The sequence below is a fragment of the Bacillus sp. iso_77 genome (assembly GCF_056173625.1).
Window position 1 is genome coordinate 600812 of record NZ_CM149683.1, and the last position, 17418, is coordinate 618229.

Annotated in this window: 23 protein-coding genes; 15 read left to right on the forward strand and 8 right to left on the reverse strand. The window is 40.3% G+C overall.

Annotated features, from left to right (window positions below; genetic code table 11):
• The first annotated feature begins 82 nt into the window (after positions 1 to 82).
• Genes thiL through tsaD form a run of 5 tightly spaced genes read left to right on the forward strand, consistent with a single transcriptional unit; the run spans position 83 to position 3694 of the window.
• Positions 83 to 1060, forward strand: a complete 978-nt coding sequence (gene thiL, locus AC0VYC_RS02980; protein ID WP_458155823.1) for a thiamine-phosphate kinase — start codon at positions 83 to 85, stop codon at positions 1058 to 1060.
• 12 nt (positions 1061 to 1072) lie between these two features.
• Positions 1073 to 1549: a tRNA (adenosine(37)-N6)-threonylcarbamoyltransferase complex ATPase subunit type 1 TsaE gene (tsaE, locus tag AC0VYC_RS02985; RefSeq protein WP_144680163.1), complete on the forward strand. Its 477-nt coding sequence runs from the start codon at positions 1073 to 1075 to the stop codon at positions 1547 to 1549.
• On the forward strand, positions 1530 to 2219 hold the full coding sequence (tsaB, locus tag AC0VYC_RS02990; protein ID WP_061418121.1) for a tRNA (adenosine(37)-N6)-threonylcarbamoyltransferase complex dimerization subunit type 1 TsaB: 690 nt from the start codon (positions 1530 to 1532) through the stop codon (positions 2217 to 2219). The genes tsaE and tsaB overlap by 20 nt, the downstream gene beginning before the upstream one ends.
• Before the next feature lie 25 nt (positions 2220 to 2244).
• Complete coding sequence (rimI, locus tag AC0VYC_RS02995) at positions 2245 to 2673, forward strand: ribosomal protein S18-alanine N-acetyltransferase (protein ID WP_008344382.1); 429 nt, start codon at positions 2245 to 2247, stop codon at positions 2671 to 2673.
• A complete protein-coding gene (gene tsaD / locus AC0VYC_RS03000) occupies positions 2666 to 3694 on the forward strand; it encodes a tRNA (adenosine(37)-N6)-threonylcarbamoyltransferase complex transferase subunit TsaD (protein WP_024719329.1) in 1029 nt (342 codons plus the stop codon). Before rimI ends, tsaD begins: the two co-directional genes overlap by 8 nt.
• Before the next feature lie 466 nt (positions 3695 to 4160).
• On the opposite strand, the gene AC0VYC_RS03005 is transcribed toward tsaD, so the two are convergent.
• Positions 4161 to 6083, reverse strand: coding sequence for an ABC-F family ATP-binding cassette domain-containing protein (locus tag AC0VYC_RS03005; protein WP_216896241.1), 1923 nt, complete (start codon positions 6081 to 6083; stop codon positions 4161 to 4163).
• A 138-nt stretch (positions 6084 to 6221) separates the two neighbouring features.
• Between AC0VYC_RS03005 and moaC the strand changes: the two genes are divergently transcribed.
• From moaC to tatC, 4 genes are read left to right on the forward strand one after another with little or no spacing between them, the layout of a single operon-like run.
• Positions 6222 to 6713, forward strand: coding sequence for a cyclic pyranopterin monophosphate synthase MoaC (gene moaC, locus AC0VYC_RS03010; protein WP_026050052.1), 492 nt, complete (start codon positions 6222 to 6224; stop codon positions 6711 to 6713).
• Between the two features lie 15 nt (positions 6714 to 6728).
• A complete protein-coding gene (locus AC0VYC_RS03015; RefSeq protein ID WP_008355687.1) occupies positions 6729 to 7382 on the forward strand; it encodes a redox-sensing transcriptional repressor Rex in 654 nt (217 codons plus the stop codon).
• A 27-nt stretch (positions 7383 to 7409) separates the two neighbouring features.
• Positions 7410 to 7589 carry a twin-arginine translocase TatA/TatE family subunit gene (locus AC0VYC_RS03020; RefSeq protein WP_008344374.1) on the forward strand — a complete coding sequence of 60 codons (180 nt, stop codon included), beginning with the start codon at positions 7410 to 7412 and terminating at the stop codon, positions 7587 to 7589.
• 6 nt (positions 7590 to 7595) lie between these two features.
• Entirely contained in the window at positions 7596 to 8360 is a 765-nt protein-coding gene (tatC, locus tag AC0VYC_RS03025) for a twin-arginine translocase subunit TatC (protein ID WP_096881072.1), read from the forward strand.
• Positions 8361 to 8399: 39 nt separating this feature from the next.
• Here tatC and AC0VYC_RS03030 read toward each other — a convergent pair whose 3' ends face one another.
• From AC0VYC_RS03030 to AC0VYC_RS03040, 3 genes are read right to left on the reverse strand one after another with little or no spacing between them, the layout of a single operon-like run.
• Complete coding sequence (locus tag AC0VYC_RS03030; RefSeq protein ID WP_475389390.1) at positions 8400 to 9026, reverse strand: NUDIX hydrolase; 627 nt, start codon at positions 9024 to 9026, stop codon at positions 8400 to 8402.
• Between the two features lie 57 nt (positions 9027 to 9083).
• Positions 9084 to 9278 carry a YdiK family protein gene (locus AC0VYC_RS03035; protein ID WP_017366710.1) on the reverse strand — a complete coding sequence of 65 codons (195 nt, stop codon included), beginning with the start codon at positions 9276 to 9278 and terminating at the stop codon, positions 9084 to 9086.
• On the reverse strand, positions 9275 to 10009 hold the full coding sequence (locus AC0VYC_RS03040) for a CPBP family intramembrane glutamic endopeptidase (protein WP_024719333.1): 735 nt from the start codon (positions 10007 to 10009) through the stop codon (positions 9275 to 9277). The genes AC0VYC_RS03035 and AC0VYC_RS03040 overlap by 4 nt, the downstream gene beginning before the upstream one ends.
• A gap of 229 nt (positions 10010 to 10238) precedes the next feature.
• Here AC0VYC_RS03040 and groES point away from each other — a divergent pair, with 229 nt between their 5' ends.
• From groES to AC0VYC_RS03065, 5 genes are all read left to right on the forward strand, one after another.
• Positions 10239 to 10523 (forward strand): co-chaperone GroES, encoded by a 285-nt coding sequence (gene groES / locus AC0VYC_RS03045; protein WP_003214120.1) that lies wholly within the window; start codon positions 10239 to 10241, stop codon positions 10521 to 10523.
• 56 nt (positions 10524 to 10579) lie between these two features.
• A complete protein-coding gene (groL, locus tag AC0VYC_RS03050; RefSeq protein ID WP_007496015.1) occupies positions 10580 to 12214 on the forward strand; it encodes a chaperonin GroEL in 1635 nt (544 codons plus the stop codon).
• Positions 12215 to 12591: 377 nt separating this feature from the next.
• On the forward strand, positions 12592 to 13044 hold the full coding sequence (locus AC0VYC_RS03055; protein ID WP_039170043.1) for a MarR family winged helix-turn-helix transcriptional regulator: 453 nt from the start codon (positions 12592 to 12594) through the stop codon (positions 13042 to 13044).
• A gap of 21 nt (positions 13045 to 13065) precedes the next feature.
• Complete coding sequence (gene paiA / locus AC0VYC_RS03060) at positions 13066 to 13584, forward strand: spermidine/spermine N(1)-acetyltransferase (protein ID WP_475389394.1); 519 nt, start codon at positions 13066 to 13068, stop codon at positions 13582 to 13584.
• A 20-nt stretch (positions 13585 to 13604) separates the two neighbouring features.
• Positions 13605 to 14210: an FMN-binding negative transcriptional regulator gene (locus AC0VYC_RS03065; RefSeq protein ID WP_475389396.1), complete on the forward strand. Its 606-nt coding sequence runs from the start codon at positions 13605 to 13607 to the stop codon at positions 14208 to 14210.
• Between the two features lie 145 nt (positions 14211 to 14355).
• Here the strand turns inward: AC0VYC_RS03065 and AC0VYC_RS03070 are convergent, their stop codons facing one another.
• Positions 14356 to 14892 carry an LptM family lipoprotein gene (locus AC0VYC_RS03070; RefSeq protein WP_045034406.1) on the reverse strand — a complete coding sequence of 179 codons (537 nt, stop codon included), beginning with the start codon at positions 14890 to 14892 and terminating at the stop codon, positions 14356 to 14358.
• A 237-nt stretch (positions 14893 to 15129) separates the two neighbouring features.
• On the opposite strand from AC0VYC_RS03070, the gene AC0VYC_RS03075 reads away from it, so the two are divergent.
• Positions 15130 to 15573 carry a hypothetical protein gene (locus AC0VYC_RS03075; protein ID WP_178929652.1) on the forward strand — a complete coding sequence of 148 codons (444 nt, stop codon included), beginning with the start codon at positions 15130 to 15132 and terminating at the stop codon, positions 15571 to 15573.
• Positions 15574 to 15603: 30 nt separating this feature from the next.
• Here AC0VYC_RS03075 and AC0VYC_RS03080 read toward each other — a convergent pair whose 3' ends face one another.
• The 3 genes from AC0VYC_RS03080 to AC0VYC_RS03090 all read right to left on the reverse strand — a co-directional run bounded on the left by AC0VYC_RS03080 (position 15604) and on the right by AC0VYC_RS03090 (position 17359).
• Positions 15604 to 15954, reverse strand: a complete 351-nt coding sequence (locus tag AC0VYC_RS03080) for a DUF4064 domain-containing protein (protein WP_096881078.1) — start codon at positions 15952 to 15954, stop codon at positions 15604 to 15606.
• 138 nt (positions 15955 to 16092) lie between these two features.
• On the reverse strand, positions 16093 to 16560 hold the full coding sequence (locus AC0VYC_RS03085; protein WP_017359850.1) for a hypothetical protein: 468 nt from the start codon (positions 16558 to 16560) through the stop codon (positions 16093 to 16095).
• Between the two features lie 124 nt (positions 16561 to 16684).
• On the reverse strand, positions 16685 to 17359 hold the full coding sequence (locus AC0VYC_RS03090; RefSeq protein ID WP_041093255.1) for a hypothetical protein: 675 nt from the start codon (positions 17357 to 17359) through the stop codon (positions 16685 to 16687).
• Positions 17360 to 17418 lie beyond the last annotated feature (59 nt).

Genomic DNA, 17418 nt, shown 5'->3' on the forward strand with positions numbered 1-17418 from the left:
GCTCATATTCGCTACACTAATACTAACTGTGTCTGACATCATGTTTGCTCAATCAGTTGATTGTATGAAGGGGCTGTCTTTTATGGATGAATTTGATCTTATTCGCCGAATTACACCAAAAGAAACGCATCAGCGTTCTTTGATCATGGGCATCGGTGATGATGCTAGTGTTTATCAACCTCATTCACATTGTGAAGAGGTCGTTTGTGTTGATACAATGGTAGAGCATGTCCATTTTCGATTTGATTTTTCCACACCCTTTGAGGTTGGATTTAAAGCGCTGGCAGTGAATATCAGTGATATCGCAGCCATGGGAGGAACCCCTAAGTATTATCTTGTATCAATTGCGATCCCGCCTCATGGGGATGAAGCAATTGTCGCAGCTTTTTACGAGGGAATGAAAGCATTGGCTGACACATATCATATGGATTTAATCGGTGGAGATACAGTAGCCACCCGCAGTGACTTTGTCATCACAGTAACGGTCATTGGTGAGATTCCAAAGGGAACAGCCTGTTACCGTCATAGTGCTCAGACAGGAGACGTTGTCTTTGTCACAGGTGACCTAGGTTCATCAGCTGCTGGGCTATCCCTTTTAATGAATGAAGTAAATGCTGAACATTCGATTGACACTGCTTTTTTTCTAGAGCGACACAAAATGCCGCAGCCGCATATTGCTGCTGGCCTTATTTGTTCAAGCTTCCCCCGGGTGACCTTGAATGATGTGAGTGACGGATTAGCGAGTGAGTTAAACGAAATAGCGGAAGCCAGTCGTGTGACGATTGAAATTGAAGCTGATCAGCTCCCAAAACATCCACATCTACCGTTGTTACATAAAGAGTGGCTTGAATGGGTCTTGTTCGGTGGAGAGGATTTTGTCTTAACTGGTACGATCCCTGAAACGGATTGGAAGCGATTTGAGACGCAATGTAAAAAAGAACACATTCAGGTCACGCGTATTGGACAAGTCAAAGATGATCGAGCGTCCAGCGTTATTTTAAAAGACCATGATCAACAAACAATTTTAATGAAAAAAGGATATAATCATTTTAAGAAATGAGGTGACTCCACCATGAAGTTAACGTGGACAACAAAAGGTGCGGATGAGACGAAACGTATTGCTGCTGCCTTGGCTACACTTGTGATGCCCGGCGATGTCTTAACATTAGAAGGAGACTTAGGCGCAGGTAAAACGACTTTTTCAAAAGGTTTTGCAGAAGGCTTAGGTATTACCCGTATCGTCAACAGCCCTACTTTTACAATTATTAAAGAATATTCGGATGGCAGACTGCCACTTTATCATATGGATGTGTATCGTATGGAAGATGCGGAAGAAGATATTGGACTGGGCGAATATTTTGAGGGGGAAGGTGTATGTTTAGTTGAATGGGCACATCTCATTGAACCTCAATTGCCTTCATCGTATTTAAAAATTGAAATGCTGAGAACAGAACGTGAAGAAGAACGTCATCTCACGTTTTATGCAAAAGGGGAGCGCTATGAGGCCCTTTGTAAGGAGATGAAAGACATTGACCATACTGGCAATTGATACGTCAAACCATACACTCGGAATAGCTCTTGTCCGTGATGACACTGTGGTTGGGGAAAGTATTACGTACTTAAAGAAGAATCATTCAGTACGAGCAATGCCGACAGTTGAAGCATTGATGAAAGAATGCGGCGTAGCACCGAACGAATTAAGCAAAATTGTTGTAGCCAAAGGACCCGGTTCTTACACTGGCGTTAGAATCGGTGTGACCATTGCAAAAACACTTGCTTGGACGCTGTCTATCCCGATAACTGCTGTTTCAAGTTTAGAAACGCTGGCGGCAAATGCTCGATATTTTGATGGAATGATTTCTCCTATATTTGATGCAAGAAGAGGACAAGTTTATACAGGGTTATATACATTTGAAGGTGGAAAGATAAAAGAAGCGAAACCAGATCAAAATATCCTGCTCACTGATTGGCTTCAAGAGCTGAAAAAGGAAGGGAACTCTGTTTTATTTCTTGGACATGATGTGCATCTTCATCAAGAGAATGTTCTCTCCATACTTGGAGAAACTGCTGTGATCGCAGACGAGGCATTTCATAACCCAAGACCTTCAGTGCTCGCATTTTTAGGGGCAGACCGCCCTGCTGAAGATGTCCATCAGCTTGTTCCTAATTATATTCGTTTGGCAGAAGCGGAAGTGAAATGGCTTGAAGGACAAAAATAATCTCAACACAGTAGAGATGCGAAGAATGACAGTAGAGGACATCCCAGAGGTATATACGATTGAAGTGCATTCGTTTACAGCGCCTTGGAAAAAAGAGTCGTTTGTCTATGAAATTCTCCATAACCAATACAGCCATTATTTCCTCATTGAAGAAGATGGTCAGCCTGTTGGGTATTGCGGCGTTTGGATTGTCATGGATGATGCACAAATTACGAATATTGCGATTCTCCCTGAGCACCGGGGAAAAGGATACGGGGAAGCGCTGCTTCGATATGTCATGGAATTTTGCAAAGAAAAAAAGACAGATCATCTTTCACTAGAAGTGCGGGTATCAAATACGCCAGCACAATCCCTTTATGAAAAGCTAGGTTTTAAACCAGCTTCTATTCGAAAGAATTATTATACGGATAACGGGGAAGATGCATTAGTCATGTGGGTGAAGATAAATGAGTGAAAAAAAAGATCGATTCATATTAGGTATAGAAACAAGCTGTGACGAAACAGCTGCGTCCATTGTGAAAAATGGGAAAGAGATCGTAGCGAATGTTGTCGCCTCACAAATAGAAAGCCATAAACGATTTGGCGGCGTGGTACCAGAAATCGCTTCAAGGCATCATGTGGAACAAATGACAATCGTATTAGAAGAAGTCATGACGCAGGCCAATATGACCTTTCAGGATTTAGACGCCATTGCTGTGACAGAAGGTCCGGGCTTAGTTGGTGCACTTTTGATAGGTGTCAATGCAGCCAAAGCATTGAGTTTTGCACAACAAATTCCGCTTGTTGGTGTTCATCATATTGCTGGACACATTTATGCGAACCAGCTCGTTGGTGAACTGGTGTTTCCTTGTTTAGCTCTAGTCGTCTCTGGTGGGCATACTGAGCTTGTTTTGATGAAAGAGCATGGGTCTTTTGAGGTCATTGGCGAAACGTTGGATGATGCGGCTGGAGAAGCGTATGACAAAGTAGCTCGGACGATGGGTCTGCCATATCCAGGGGGACCTCACATTGATCGATTGGCACATGAAGGGGAGCCAACGATTAAGCTTCCTCGAGCGTGGCTTGAAGAAGGATCCTATCATTTTAGCTTCAGCGGTTTAAAATCAGCGGTCATCAACACGTTACACAATGCGTCTCAAAAGGGCGAAACCATTGCGCCAGAGGATTTGGCTGCAAGTTTCCAAGAAAGCGTGATTGAGGTGCTGGTTGGAAAGACCTTAAAAGCGGCTGAAGCGTATGGTGTGAAACAAGTCGTTCTAGCTGGCGGGGTTGCTGCCAATAAAGGTCTTAGAGAAGCCCTTACTTCAGCATTTGCGAAGCTACCTGAAGTGAATGTCATGATTCCGCCATTGTCTCTTTGTACAGACAATGCAGCCATGATTGCTGCTGCGGGAACCATTGCATTTGAAAAGGGAATAAGAGGCGACATGGCAATGAACGGTCAACCTGGACTGCCGCTTGTCTCCTATGAATAAGAACTCCTGTGGATACAGGAGTTTCAGCGTGTAGACAAACCCTCGCATTCTTTGTCAGTCCTGCGTGCTGGTGCTCACGAATATGAAATTCGCTCCGCGCCAGTACTCGTCCTTCCTAGACTGCAAAGGTTTTCTATCACGCTGAAAAGAAGACAAAGGGCTAAAATCAAGTTCATTTTAGCCCTTTGTCAAAAATTTGGAACTCCTGTGGATATACAGGAGTTTTTTCTATTGAAATGAAAGCGATTTATTCACATGTAAACGTTATATATCCACAATTGTTAGAAAATTCGTTTTAAAATGAAGAGAATGTGTATAAATGTGATCTTTTATGTGGATATGTGATTAAAATGCTGTGGATAAAGTGGATAACTTTAAAATATTTAAGAATAATCAAGATGTTATTGTGGGTATCATTGTGGATAAAGATTCTCACCTTAAAAAAAGAGCACCGTTAGGGCACTCTTTATGCATCTGATAGATCTTCCCATTCCGCAAAAAGTGATTCCATCTCTTGATTGAGCGCATCATTTTCTGTTTGAATGGCTTGTACTTTCTCGTGATCTTGGAAAATAGCAGGATCACATAGAAGCTCTTCGTTTTCAACGAGCTTGTCTTCGATGACAGCGATACGCTCTTCAATTTCTTCAATTCGGCGCTGCTTTTGTCTTTCTTTCTTTTTGAGTTCTTTCTCTTCTGCATAGGAAAGTTTTGCTGTTTCTACTGGTTTTTCTGCTTGTTTTTTATGCGTCTCCTGAGTTTGGAGTGCTTCAAGCTCTAATTGTTCGTTTTTCTTTTCAAGATAATAGTCGTAGTCACCGAGGTATTCTTTTGTTTCATTTGGTGAAAGCTCAAGTACTTTTGTTGCCAAGCGATTGATAAAGTAACGGTCATGCGAAACAAACAAGATGGTGCCTGGATAATCAATTAGTGCATTCTCTAATATTTCCTTACTGTCTAAATCAAGATGGTTCGTCGGTTCATCGAGAATGAGGAAATTGGCTTTTTGGAGCATCAGCTTTGCCAGTGCAAGTCGTGCTTTTTCTCCACCACTTAAAGCATGTACAGGCTTTAAGACGTCATCACCTGAAAAAAGGAAGTTTCCTAAACAAGTCCGAATGTCTTTTTCAGTCATATGGGGATAATCATCCCAAAGTTCATTTAACACTTTTTTGGAGGATGTCAGCTTGGCTTGTTCCTGATCATAGTAGCCAATCGTCACATGAGAACCAAAGCTGATCTCGCCTTTTACTGGTTTTAACGTATCCGTTAAGGTTTTTAAAAGAGTTGATTTCCCGATACCGTTAGGACCGATGAGTGCCACGCTATCCTCACGTTTAATATGAAAAGAGAGGGAGGAGAGGAGCGGCGTTTTTTTATCGTAACTAATATCGAGATCATGCACCTTCAGCACGTCATTTCCGCTTTGCCTCATAATATCGAAATGGAAGTTTGCGGATTTTTCATCTCCTAACGGCTTATCTAAACGATCCATCCGTTCCAGCTGTTTCCGCCTACTTTGAGCACGCTTTGTGGTGGAGGCTCTTGCTAAGTTGCGATCCACGAAATCTTGAAGCTTCGAAATTTCTTCTTGTTGTTTTTCATACAGCTTCATATCACGCTCTAGCTGCTCAGCTTTTTGGTCAAGATACTTACTATAGTTCCCAGCGAACTTTTTCATCGCTGTTCTTGACACTTCATATACATGGTTCACGACTTTGTCTAAGAAGTATCGGTCATGGGAAACGATGAGGATGGCTCCTGTATAATTTTGCAAATACTGCTCAAGCCATGATAAGGTATCAATATCTAGATGGTTGGTTGGCTCATCCAAAATCAAGAGTTCTGGTTTCATCAATAATAGCTTTCCAAGCGCTAGACGGGTTTTCTGACCGCCGCTTAAGGATTGGACGGTTGTATGATCTTCAAAATGACTAAAGCCGAGTCCGTGTAAAATGGAGCGGACATCTGCTTCATATTGATAGCCGCCTTGATCTTTAAATGCTTGTTGCAGTCTGTCATAGGTTTTCATTAGAGAATCTAATTCTGTTCCTGTGGAAGAAGCCATTTTCTCTTCTATGGTTCTCATCTCTTGTTCCATTTCTTTTAAATGATCGAAAACGGATAGTAGTTCGTCTTTTAGCGTACGTGTAGACGTCACATCTGTATGCTGTGCTAGATATCCAATGGATAGGTCTTTCGGTTTGATGATCTCACCTTGTTCGTAAGACATTTGACCGGCAATGATTTTTAAAAGCGTGGATTTTCCTGCACCGTTACGACCGACAATGGCAATACGATCCCTCGCTTTGACTTCCAATTTTATATTCGTTAAAACGGTATCAGCGCCAAACGATTTGGACAGCTGATTCACTTGTAGAATCATCATGTAACTTCACCTCTGCTATAATATGTTAAGTGTAGCTTATCAGCAGTAAACCGGCAAATCTTACATACGGCTGCCATGGTCAAATGAAAGACAGATAGGAAAAAATAGTGTATGATTTGAGTGAGGGAGCGTTGAAAGATGAGTCAATTTAGCCACTTTAACGAACAAGGAAGAGCAAAGATGGTCGACATTAGTGACAAATCGTCTACAGTGAGAACTGCCGTTGCTGTTTCAAGCGTTCGTATGATAAAAGAAGTATTTCATCAAATACAAAAGCATGACATTGGAAAAGGGGATGTACTATCTGTCGCACAGGTAGCTGGAATTATGGCAGCAAAGCAAACGTCCAGCATCATTCCAATGTGTCATCCGCTTGCATTAAAAGGTGTCGATATCTCCTTTGATTGGGAGGAAGACGGAAATGCGTACATTCTGAACATACAAGTACAGGTGAAAACAAAAGGAAGTACGGGTGTGGAGATGGAAGCGCTCACTTCTGCCTCAGTATGTGCACTGACCGTTTATGACATGTGCAAAGCAATAGACAAAGGGATGATCATCGGCCCGACCTATCTAGTAGAAAAAACAGGCGGGAAAAACGGTGATTTTCACAGAGCATCTGATATTTAAGTTGGAGGATCTTATATGAATATAGACCAGTCAAAAATTCCACAAGCGACAGCCAAACGTTTGCCGCTTTACTACCGTTTTTTAAAAAATCTGCATGCATCAGGAAAACAAAGGGTGTCATCGGCAGAGCTTAGTGATGCAGTCAAAGTGGATTCTGCCACCATTCGCCGAGATTTTTCTTACTTTGGTGCACTTGGGAAGAAAGGGTATGGCTATAATGTCGATTACCTCTTGACCTTCTTTAGAAAGACCCTTGACCAAGATGAAATGACGAATGTCATGCTCATCGGTGTCGGGAATTTAGGGACTGCTTTTTTACACTATAATTTCATTAAAAATAATAATACAAAAATTTCAATGGCTTTTGACGTCAATGAGAGTAAAATAGGAAGTGAGATAGGCGGCGTGCCTGTCTATGATTTGGATAAGCTTGAAGAGCATGTGCAAGAGGTAGGAGATATTCCTGTTGCGATTTTGACAGTGCCTGCCGTAGCAGCTCAATCCATTACAGATCGTTTGATTGCCCTTGGCATCAAAGGAATTCTTAACTTTACGCCGGCTCGATTGAATGTGCCGGAACACATTCGAATTCATCATATAGATTTGGCGGTTGAACTTCAGTCTCTTGTGTATTTCTTAAAGCATTACTCTGTTACACAGGAGGACTGACGAAAAGGGGTAAAGGGGGTGGAGCAAATGGGTCCGATCGGTCCTGGAAGTTTGGTTCTGATTGCGGTTGTTGCGCTCATTATTTTTGGGCCGAAAAAGCTTCCTGAATTAGGAAGAGCAGCAGGAGATACATTACGTGAATTCAAAAATGCCACAAAAGGTTTAGCTGATGATCAGGAAGAAAAAAAGAAAAAAGAAGATCAGTAGAATAGGATGAGCTTCATGAATGTCAAAGATATGCCGCTTATGGAGCATATTGTGGAACTGCGAAAACGTTTAGTGATCATTGCGATGTTTTTTGTCACCTTTATGGTGGCAGGTTTTTTTCTCGCTAAGCCGGTCATTGTGTATTTACAAAATACCGATGAAGCGGCCACACTGACATTGAACGCGTTTAAGCTCACAGATCCACTGTACGTGTTTATGCAGTTCGCTTTTGTCATTGCTCTTGTTTTGACGTGTCCCGTGATCTTATATCAGCTTTGGGCGTTTGTGAGTCCTGGCTTATATGAAAAAGAAAGAAAGGTGACACTTGCTTATATTCCGATTGCACTGCTTTTATTTCTGAGCGGTGTGGCTTTCTCTTATTTTATTTTGTTTCCATTTGTCGTCGATTTTATGATACGGATGTCAAATGATTTACATGTGGAGCAAGTGATTGGGATTCATGAGTATTTTACATTTCTGATGCAGTTAACACTTCCATTTGGCTTTTTGTTTCAGATGCCTGTCGTGTTGATGTTTCTCACTAGACTTGGTATCATTACACCGATGTTTTTATCAAAAATACGGAAGTATGCCTATTTTGTCCTCCTTGTCATTGCCGCACTGATTACACCGCCAGAGCTCGTTTCTCACCTCATGGTTACCTTGCCAATGCTCGTTTTGTATGAAGTGAGTATTGTCATTTCAAGAGTGACCTATCGCAAAATGCAGCAAACAGAGACAGAGGAGAAAGAAAATGATGTTGTCTCATAAAAAAGCATCGTGATCCAAATAGGGGTCACGATGCTTTTTCTATTGTGAAAGAAATTGATTGATTGCTTGAAAGAGATGCTCATAATAGGCAGGTTCATGCGGAACAAAATCATGTACACGGACCTCTCTCTTTTCCTCACGTCGCTTGCCGTCTGCATCCACTTCAAAGCCCTCGATGTTCATTTTTTCGCATTCTCTACTTAAAAGCTGCTGTGCATCCATCAACCTTGCTCTATAAAGTCCAGCAACTTCTTCTTTCTGTAGATGGACATCCATGTGCTCTTTTTGATCCATATAAAGATACACATGGCAAAACTCACGATCGGTAAACGAAGGCATATGGATTTCATCTTTAATAACAGCAGCAAAGGTAAGGTTCTCAAACGAGATGGAGAGACCAAGCTCTTCTTCGACTTCTCTGATGCCATCAGAAGGCTGTTCATCTGCGAGAAGGTGGCCTGCTGCGGTGATATCAAATAGAGAAGGGAAATCCTTTTTGGAGGGGCTCCTCAGCTGAAAATAGAGAAACACTGTGTCATCTTCCTTTTTTAAAAGCCAGAAATGAAAGGTTTCATGCCAAAGGCCCTCAGCATGGATATCAGATCGAGCGGCTGTACCAATCGTTTCATGCTGATTGTTCATGATGTTCAGTTTTTCGTGTTCCATGAAAACATGACCTCCATAAAAAAACCATTTTCCAAACGGCGGAAAATGGTTTTTGCTTTATTTTTGCTGCTGTTTTTTCATTTTGACAGAAAAAGCAAACATTTTTAACGCGATATTGATATTATAGGCCGCAAACACCATCAGCAAAATGCTGTAAAATGACCACATGTCACCTGGATTTTGAATGGCCATATAGGTGAACGCCACACCTACGGCAAAATAAATAATGCCCCATACGACAGGGTTTCTCATGAGAAAAAGCCTCCAATAATCATTTGCATAGTTTGAGATTGTTCTTCAATCATTTTTCTTACTGGCTCAATCTGCACAAGGATAACGAGCGAATTCATCAGCATATGAGCACCGATTGGCACAATGATTCGTTTTGTTTTCGCATATAAAAAGGCAAATGTAAAGCCCATTGCGGTATAGAGCAAGATATGTGGGAAATCATTGTGTACAGCAGCAAAAACCACTGAACTGACAAGTGCGCCAATGAAAAAATTCGTTTTTTCATAAACCACACCAAAAATGATTTTTCGAAAAATGATTTCTTCTAATATCGGTCCAATCAGAGCGATGACGATTACAAGCCATGGAACTGCATCCATAATGGCTAAAATGTTTTGAGTATTTTCGGATTCTCGGCTAATGCCAAATGCATATTGTTCAATCGCCCCCGCAATGGATTGTGCAAAGAGGGAAAGAAAGAAACCGCCAATGATCCAAGCGATTGCCACGCCGACTGATGCCGGTGCTTCATTTCGAAGTGAAGCTTTTGGTACAGTCCGAAGGATGAGCAGAATAATGATTAGTCCAATACAGAAGCTGATGATTGTCCATGTTCCTGACAATTTGGAGAGCTCTGCTTGTGTCATCGGTGTCTGAATGTAACCTAACCACTTCATGATGAACACATACGGAAACGCAGAAAATTGCACCAATATATACGTTAAGATGATGTACCAATATTGTTTTTTCAAGTAACGAAAACCCCTTTACTAAAAGAACTAGATTTATTGTAACACAAGTCTTCTTTTTCGTTGAAAAGGAAAGAATCGGTGATAAAAAAAGATCATGAAAGCGTAAAAATTTTTAAAGGTTTTTACTTGAAATTACAGAAGACATTCTTTATTATAATAAATGTGTTAGCACTCACTAGTGATGAGTGCTAAAAAAGACTACATATAAAAATTGAGGAGGTTGTTTCTTATGTTAAAGCCATTAGGCGATCGCGTAATCATTGAACTCGTTGAATCTGAGGAAAAAACCGCTAGCGGTATTGTCTTACCGGATTCTGCAAAAGAAAAACCGCAAGAAGGTAAAATTGTTGCAGCAGGTTCAGGTCGTGTACTTGAAAGTGGTGAGCGCGTTGCGTTAGAAGTAAACACAGGCGACCGCATTATCTTCTCAAAATATGCAGGTACTGAAGTGAAATATGAAGGAAAAGAATATTTAATCCTTCGTGAAAGCGACATTTTAGCTGTTATTGGTTAATCACATAAACAAAGATTGAGATAAATTTCTAAAAAGACTGAGGAGGTTTCGTTATTATGGCAAAAGATATTAAGTTCAGTGAAGAAGCACGTCGTGCGATGTTACGTGGTGTAGATGCACTTGCAGATGCTGTAAAAGTAACTTTAGGACCTAAAGGACGTAACGTGGTTCTTGAGAAAAAATTCGGTTCTCCACTTATCACAAATGATGGTGTAACGATTGCAAAAGAAATCGAATTAGAAGATGCATTTGAAAACATGGGTGCAAAACTTGTGGCAGAAGTTGCAAGCAAAACAAACGATGTAGCTGGTGACGGTACAACGACTGCAACAGTTCTAGCTCAAGCAATGATCCGTGAAGGTCTTAAAAACGTAACAGCTGGTGCAAACCCTGTTGGCGTTCGTAAAGGAATCGAAGAAGCAGTGAAAGTAGCACTTGAAGGCTTGCATGAGATTTCTAAACCAATCGAAGGTAAAGAATCAATTGCTCAAGTTGCGTCTATTTCTGCAGCAGATGAAGAAGTCGGCAGCCTAATTGCTGAAGCGATGGAGCGTGTAGGAAACGACGGCGTCATCACAATTGAAGAATCTAAAGGTTTCACAACTGAGCTTGAAGTGGTTGAAGGAATGCAGTTTGACCGTGGATACGCTTCACCATACATGGTCACTGATTCTGATAAGATGGAAGCGGTTCTTGAAAATCCTTACATCTTAATCACTGATAAAAAGATCACAAATATTCAAGAAATCCTTCCTGTACTTGAGCAAGTCGTACAACAAGGAAAACCATTATTGATCATTGCTGAAGATGTAGAAGGCGAAGCACTTGCAACACTTGTTGTGAACAAACTTCGTGGAACATTCAACGCAGTGGCAGTAAAAGCACCTGGATTCGGTGATCGTCGTAAAGCAATGCTTGAAGACATCTCTGTTCTAACTGGCGGAGAATTAATCACAGAAGACCTAGGACTTGACCTGAAATCAACTGAAATTGGTCAGCTTGGCCGTGCGTCTAAAGTGGTTGTTACAAAAGAAAACACAACGATCGTAGAAGGATCAGGGGATTCTGCTCAAATCGCAGCACGCGTGAACCAAATTCGTGCGCAAGTAGAAGAAACAACTTCTGAATTCGATAAAGAAAAATTACAAGAACGTCTTGCAAAACTAGCTGGCGGCGTTGCTGTCATCAAAGTTGGTGCTGCAACTGAAACAGAACTAAAAGAACGTAAACTACGCATTGAGGATGCACTGAACTCAACTCGTGCAGCAGTTGAAGAAGGTATCGTATCCGGTGGTGGTACAGCACTTGTGAATGTATACAACAAAGTCGCTTCCATCGAAGCTGATGGTGACGTTCAAACAGGTGTGAACATCGTTCTACGTTCTCTTGAAGAGCCAATTCGTCAAATCGCTCACAACGCAGGTCTTGAAGGATCAGTCATCGTTGAGCGCTTGAAAAACGAAGAAATTGGCGTAGGCTTCAACGCAGCAACAAACGAATGGGTAAACATGATCGAAAAAGGAATCGTTGACCCAACAAAAGTCACTCGCTCTGCACTTCAAAACGCAGCTTCTGTAGCAGCTATGCTTCTTACAACTGAAGCAGTCGTAGCTGACAAACCAGAAGAAGGCGGCTCAGGCGGCGGAATGCCGGATATGGGCGGCATGGGTGGTATGGGTGGAATGATGTAACACCCTTCGAAAACCCCTTGAAATATAGGGGTTTTTGTTTTGTCTATTTTTTGGTTAAGAGCGTTAAATGAATTGAAACTTTCACCGCTTTACATCCGTTAACTAAAGAGACAGTGATTTTTTTGGTTTTATCTAACATAAAGAGATGATTTTCAAAAGAAAAGCGGTGATCATATGCGCTTTACGACTTGGGTGGCGATTATTGTTGCACTGGCTGTCGTGTTTGGATTGTTTGGATCGAAGAGGCGTGATAAATAAAGAAAGAGTTGAAAACCCACTTTCAATTAAGAAGTGGGTTTTTTGTTGCAAATACAATATTAATCAATTATACTAACTTTAGTTATTTGTTGTAAATGCAATAAAAGGAGTCGAGGTATATGAAAGAAATTTTGCGGGAGATCGGCGTGATTGCTCGCGCGCTTGATTCCATTAGTAATATTGAATTTAAAGAGTATGATTTAACGAAGGGGCAGTATTTGTATCTTGTGCGTATTTGTGAGGAGCCTGGCATCATTCAGGAAAAACTAGCGGAAATGATTAAGGTGGATCGAACTACGGCTGCTCGGGCTATTCAAAAATTAGAGCTACATGAATTTATTGAGAAGAAACATGACTCAGCGAATAAAAAAATCAAGAAATTATTTCCAACTGAGAAAGGGAAAGCCGTCTATCCAATGATCAAACGAGAACATGATCATTCAAATCGGGTAGCGCTGGATGGGTTTTCTGAAGAGGAAGCGGAACAGATTTATCAGTATCTTTTGAGGGTGCGAAAGAATATCGAAAAAGATTGGGAAGATGTGAAAAAAGGCAAAAAGAGAAGCTACTAATGACTAAGGAGGGGTTACTTCATGACCGTCACGCTCATTCGGTGTAATGAACAACATATAAAAGAGCTGCAAAAAATCGGAATCGAGACTTTTATAGAAACGTTTCAGGAGCAAAATAAGGCGGAGCATATCGACGCATATGTGAAGACAGCTTTTCATTCGAACCAGCTGTTAAAAGAATTACAACATCCCTTTTCACAATTTTATTTTGTTCAAGTGAATGGATGCCTTGCTGGTTATTTGAAGGTCAATATGGACGATGCACAGTCAGAAGAGATGGGTGATGACACATTAGAAATTGAACGCATTTATATCAAGCAGTCCTTTCAAAAACTAGGATTAGGTCGATATTTAATGAATCAAGCCTTTGAAATTGCAGAGAAACATCATAAACGTGATGTTTGGCTTGGTGTGTGGGAGCATAATAAAGCCGCCATGGCATTTTATCAAAAGCTTGGGTTTGTTCAAACAGGAGTGCATGCTTTCCAAATGGGGGCCGAGGAGCAAATGGACTTCATTATGACCAAAACATTGAGGTAATCAAAAAGGGGGAAGGGAACATGCGTATACCATCATTTTTTCAAGTGAAAGATATGGAGAAAATCAAATCATTTATTCAATCACATTCATTTGCTACAGTTGTGACGACAACGAATGAAAAGCCCATTGCGACCCATATTCCAGTGAATTTTCATCAAATTGGCGATTCGTATGTGATCTCAGGGCATATGGCGATTGGAAATCCTCAGTGGAAAACGTTTGAAGAGAACAAGAAGGTGCTCGTCATTTTTCAAGGGCCGCATGCTTACATATCCTCTTCGTGGTATGAGAAAGAAGCCGTACCGACGTGGAATTATCAAGCTGTACATGTATATGGAAAGGCTGCACTGCTCGAAAAATCAGAACTGGTCAAGGAATTAACAGCGATGCTGGAGACATATGAAAGTCATAGAGATCAGCCAGTGTTATGGGATACGTTATCTGAGGAACTGTTAGAGAAACAAATGAAAGGGATTGTGGGCTTCAAAATCATCATTAATGAAGTTCAAGCTGCTTTTAAGTTAAGCCAAAATCGCCATGAAAGAGATTATGCTCGCATTATTGAACAGCTGGAAGCAGAGGGTGAAGTGGAAATGGCGGCTGCGATGAAAAAGAGTTCCATGTAAGAGACTTCTCGAAAAATCAGTTATTCTTATGAAATATTAAAATGAATGAATCGTTACTTATAAACAAAAACACTTTCTTTTCGGAAAGTGTTTTTTAATGTGATAAATAAAAAGGCCCTCATTATTCAAGGGCAATAGCGAAAGTTTATTTTACTTTTACTGTGAAGGTCACATCTTTACTATTCATGTAATCGTCAGTTGTGACATTTCCAAATTTCAGCTTTAATTCTTTGATGTTTTTAATGTTGATCTCTTTGCCTTCAGGAGCTAAGAATTGAATAACACCATCTTGTTTAACGCCACCTTCAACTTCGCCACCAATATCGCCATCAGTCATAAACATATTCGCATCTAATTGCATGCTTCCAGCTACAACTTTACCTTGGTCTGGATAGAAGTTTAGAACTTTATCTGTCGTATTTTCGATATTCATTCCTACATTGATTCTATCCTTCATAATTTTAATTTCGCCAAGGTTTACTTTCATTCCTTGAGCAGTTGTTTTGTGTTTGCTCGCATTTATTTTCTTTGAACCATCATCTTTTTTGTTTTTTGATTGTGTTTTTGTGCTAGTAGACTCTTTTTCTTTAGATGCACCTGTAGACACATCTTCTGTTGAGCCGCAAGCAGCCAGTGTAAATGTTAGCCCTAAAGCTAAAAATAAAGCATATAATTTCTTCAAAATGAAAATCCCCTTTTGTTTAATTTATATAAGCGTCTTGCACTTATATATTGACCATGACTATTATAATAGGATAAAAGAACCTTTAAATCAACAAAAAATGATAAAAATAGAAAATTATTGTTTTTGAGTGGTTTTTTGATAAACCAGTTAGCTTAAAATTACATAAAATCCACTTCTGATGACTTAAAACGAGTTTGGATTTCCTTATAATAGAATTATTATAAGAGATTGGGAGTGATTAAAATGGATGGTTCGTCAATCAAGATGGTTAATAGAGAGGAACAACATGAATTCTCGTTTCTGAATATATCTTCAAATACAGTTGGGGCTCTTTCAAAGGAATTTGCTGAGAGGATTCTAAAGGAAAGGAAAGTAGATGAAATTCATCAATTGATGTATGTTCCTATTGAAAATCATGAAGACCTTAAATGGCTGATCTACTCTTTGCATAAAGCCATCATGGATGAAAAAGATGTAAGTGTCGCTCTTGAATTGGCTGACCTACTCTATTTCTTTATTGTCCCTGCTTACAAAGAAGAATTGATGTGCAAGGAAGATTTGTCACACATGATGGATGATATATTGTTTATATTGGATCTTTGGACAGATGAAAACATAATAGAGTTAGTTGATGTCATTCAATATGAATTACAAAAAGTAGAGAGAAAAGGCTTGTAGAGCAATCTCTACAAGCTTTATTCTCTATTTTTATGCAGTTGTGTTATTGACGACAGTCTCTTTTCTAAACACGCCCATGCATCCTGCGATGAGGATTAAAACAGCTGGAAGGATAAAGAACATAGAAATAGAAATAATACCACCAACAGCAGATACTAATAATAAAATCCCGCCAAGCTTTGCTTTTTTCTTCACGATAACAGATGCCACAATCGCAAGAATAGAGAAAAGCATCGCTGCCCAGCCTAATCCTGTGATTTGACTCGTACCTGATTCACTAAATGCCGCATCGAGTCCTCCAAAGGCAATGGCAAACATTGCACCGAAAAATCCAAAAATACCTCCAATTAAACCTAAAACAAATTCTGTCGTTCTTTTCATAATACTTTCCTCCGTTATGTACATAAGAATTATTGGTACTTAAGAACCAACACAATCTTACTCATCGGCATTCTTTTCACAATGTTAATAGTTTTGTTAAAAAAAAGAAGAAAATCCATAAAGGATTTTCTTGTCCGGTTATTGGGCTCTTTCCCAAGTGATTTTTGTTTCATTTGTTGTTTTCTTTCCTTTTGCCAGTACTTTTCCGTTTTCCTGTTTCACGGTAATGTTTAGGTCATAAAAGGAGTAGAGGGCGCCGAGGCTGTCATTTTCCGGTTTATGCAGGTTGTTTTCCTTTTCAGTGGATGCACCAATAGCTAGTGTTTTGGCAAAGTTCAAACCAATGACTTCAGCGTAATCACTATTGGTCTCAGATGAAGCCGTCACGTTTAAGGAAATGACTTTTTTCTTTTGATCAACGGTGATCGCTGTGTCTTTTACGAGCTTAGACTGCTCCATGACCTCTTTCGTTTCATTTTGAATGCGTTCATTAATCGTTGGAAGTGCCGTAGATTCTGTTTTTTCTTCTTTTGCCGTATTTGAGCAAGCTGCTAGGATAGAGAAGATTGCAACAAGACTCATGAAAACAAGTAGACTTTTTCTCACGTTCTTTCTCCTTTGTTCTTCAAAGTATGTATGCTTATGTTACCACGAATTGATGTTTTGATTAAAAGAGAAGTGTTGATAAGCTGTGAACAATCAAAAGCACCCAAAGTTGGGTGCTCGTGTTTTATTGTGCTGAAAGGGTTGTACTAAGTGGGATAGACGAAATGACTGTGAATTTTGGAGCCGGAGCACCAGATTCTAGATTTTTGCGTAAAAGAGATGATTTGACGGTGCCGTCCCATTTTTTATAGACACTTCCAGATGTATTTGCACGGAGCTGTACATTAGAGAAGCTTGCTTGCGAGTAGCTGTTTGTTCCATTATCTTGTACGCCGTGTACCATTTTGACGACATCGAGGTCTTTCAGACGACTAGGGTTGAAAACAGGCTGTTTATAACGCAGTTTCCCGTTGACGTATAGTGACACTGTGCCATCACCATTGTTGATGAGCTTTAAGTTGACACGTGCACCATCTTTAATACTTGAATCGTATTCGCTGTTCCAATATTGACTGCCGCCTTGGGAGCCGGTGCCCAGGAATACCTTATAACCAGAAGATGTTTTTGAAATCCCGCTCTCAACAACGGCAGAACCGAGACCAAGATACCAGTCGGCATAGCCATTTTTAATAGTGGCTGTTTTTGGCAGCACAATATCAGCCGAGATACCTGACCATTTGGCTTCATCCGTTTGTGTCACGATGGCGCCGTGACGAGGACCAGCCGCAGAGGCAGGAATACTTGAAAGCATCAATACGAAGGTCAAACTTACACTCAAAACGATGAACCACTTTTTCATGAAAATTCCTCCTTATCTTTGATTCATTTCTATTATATAAAACAAAAGGGAGGGATCTA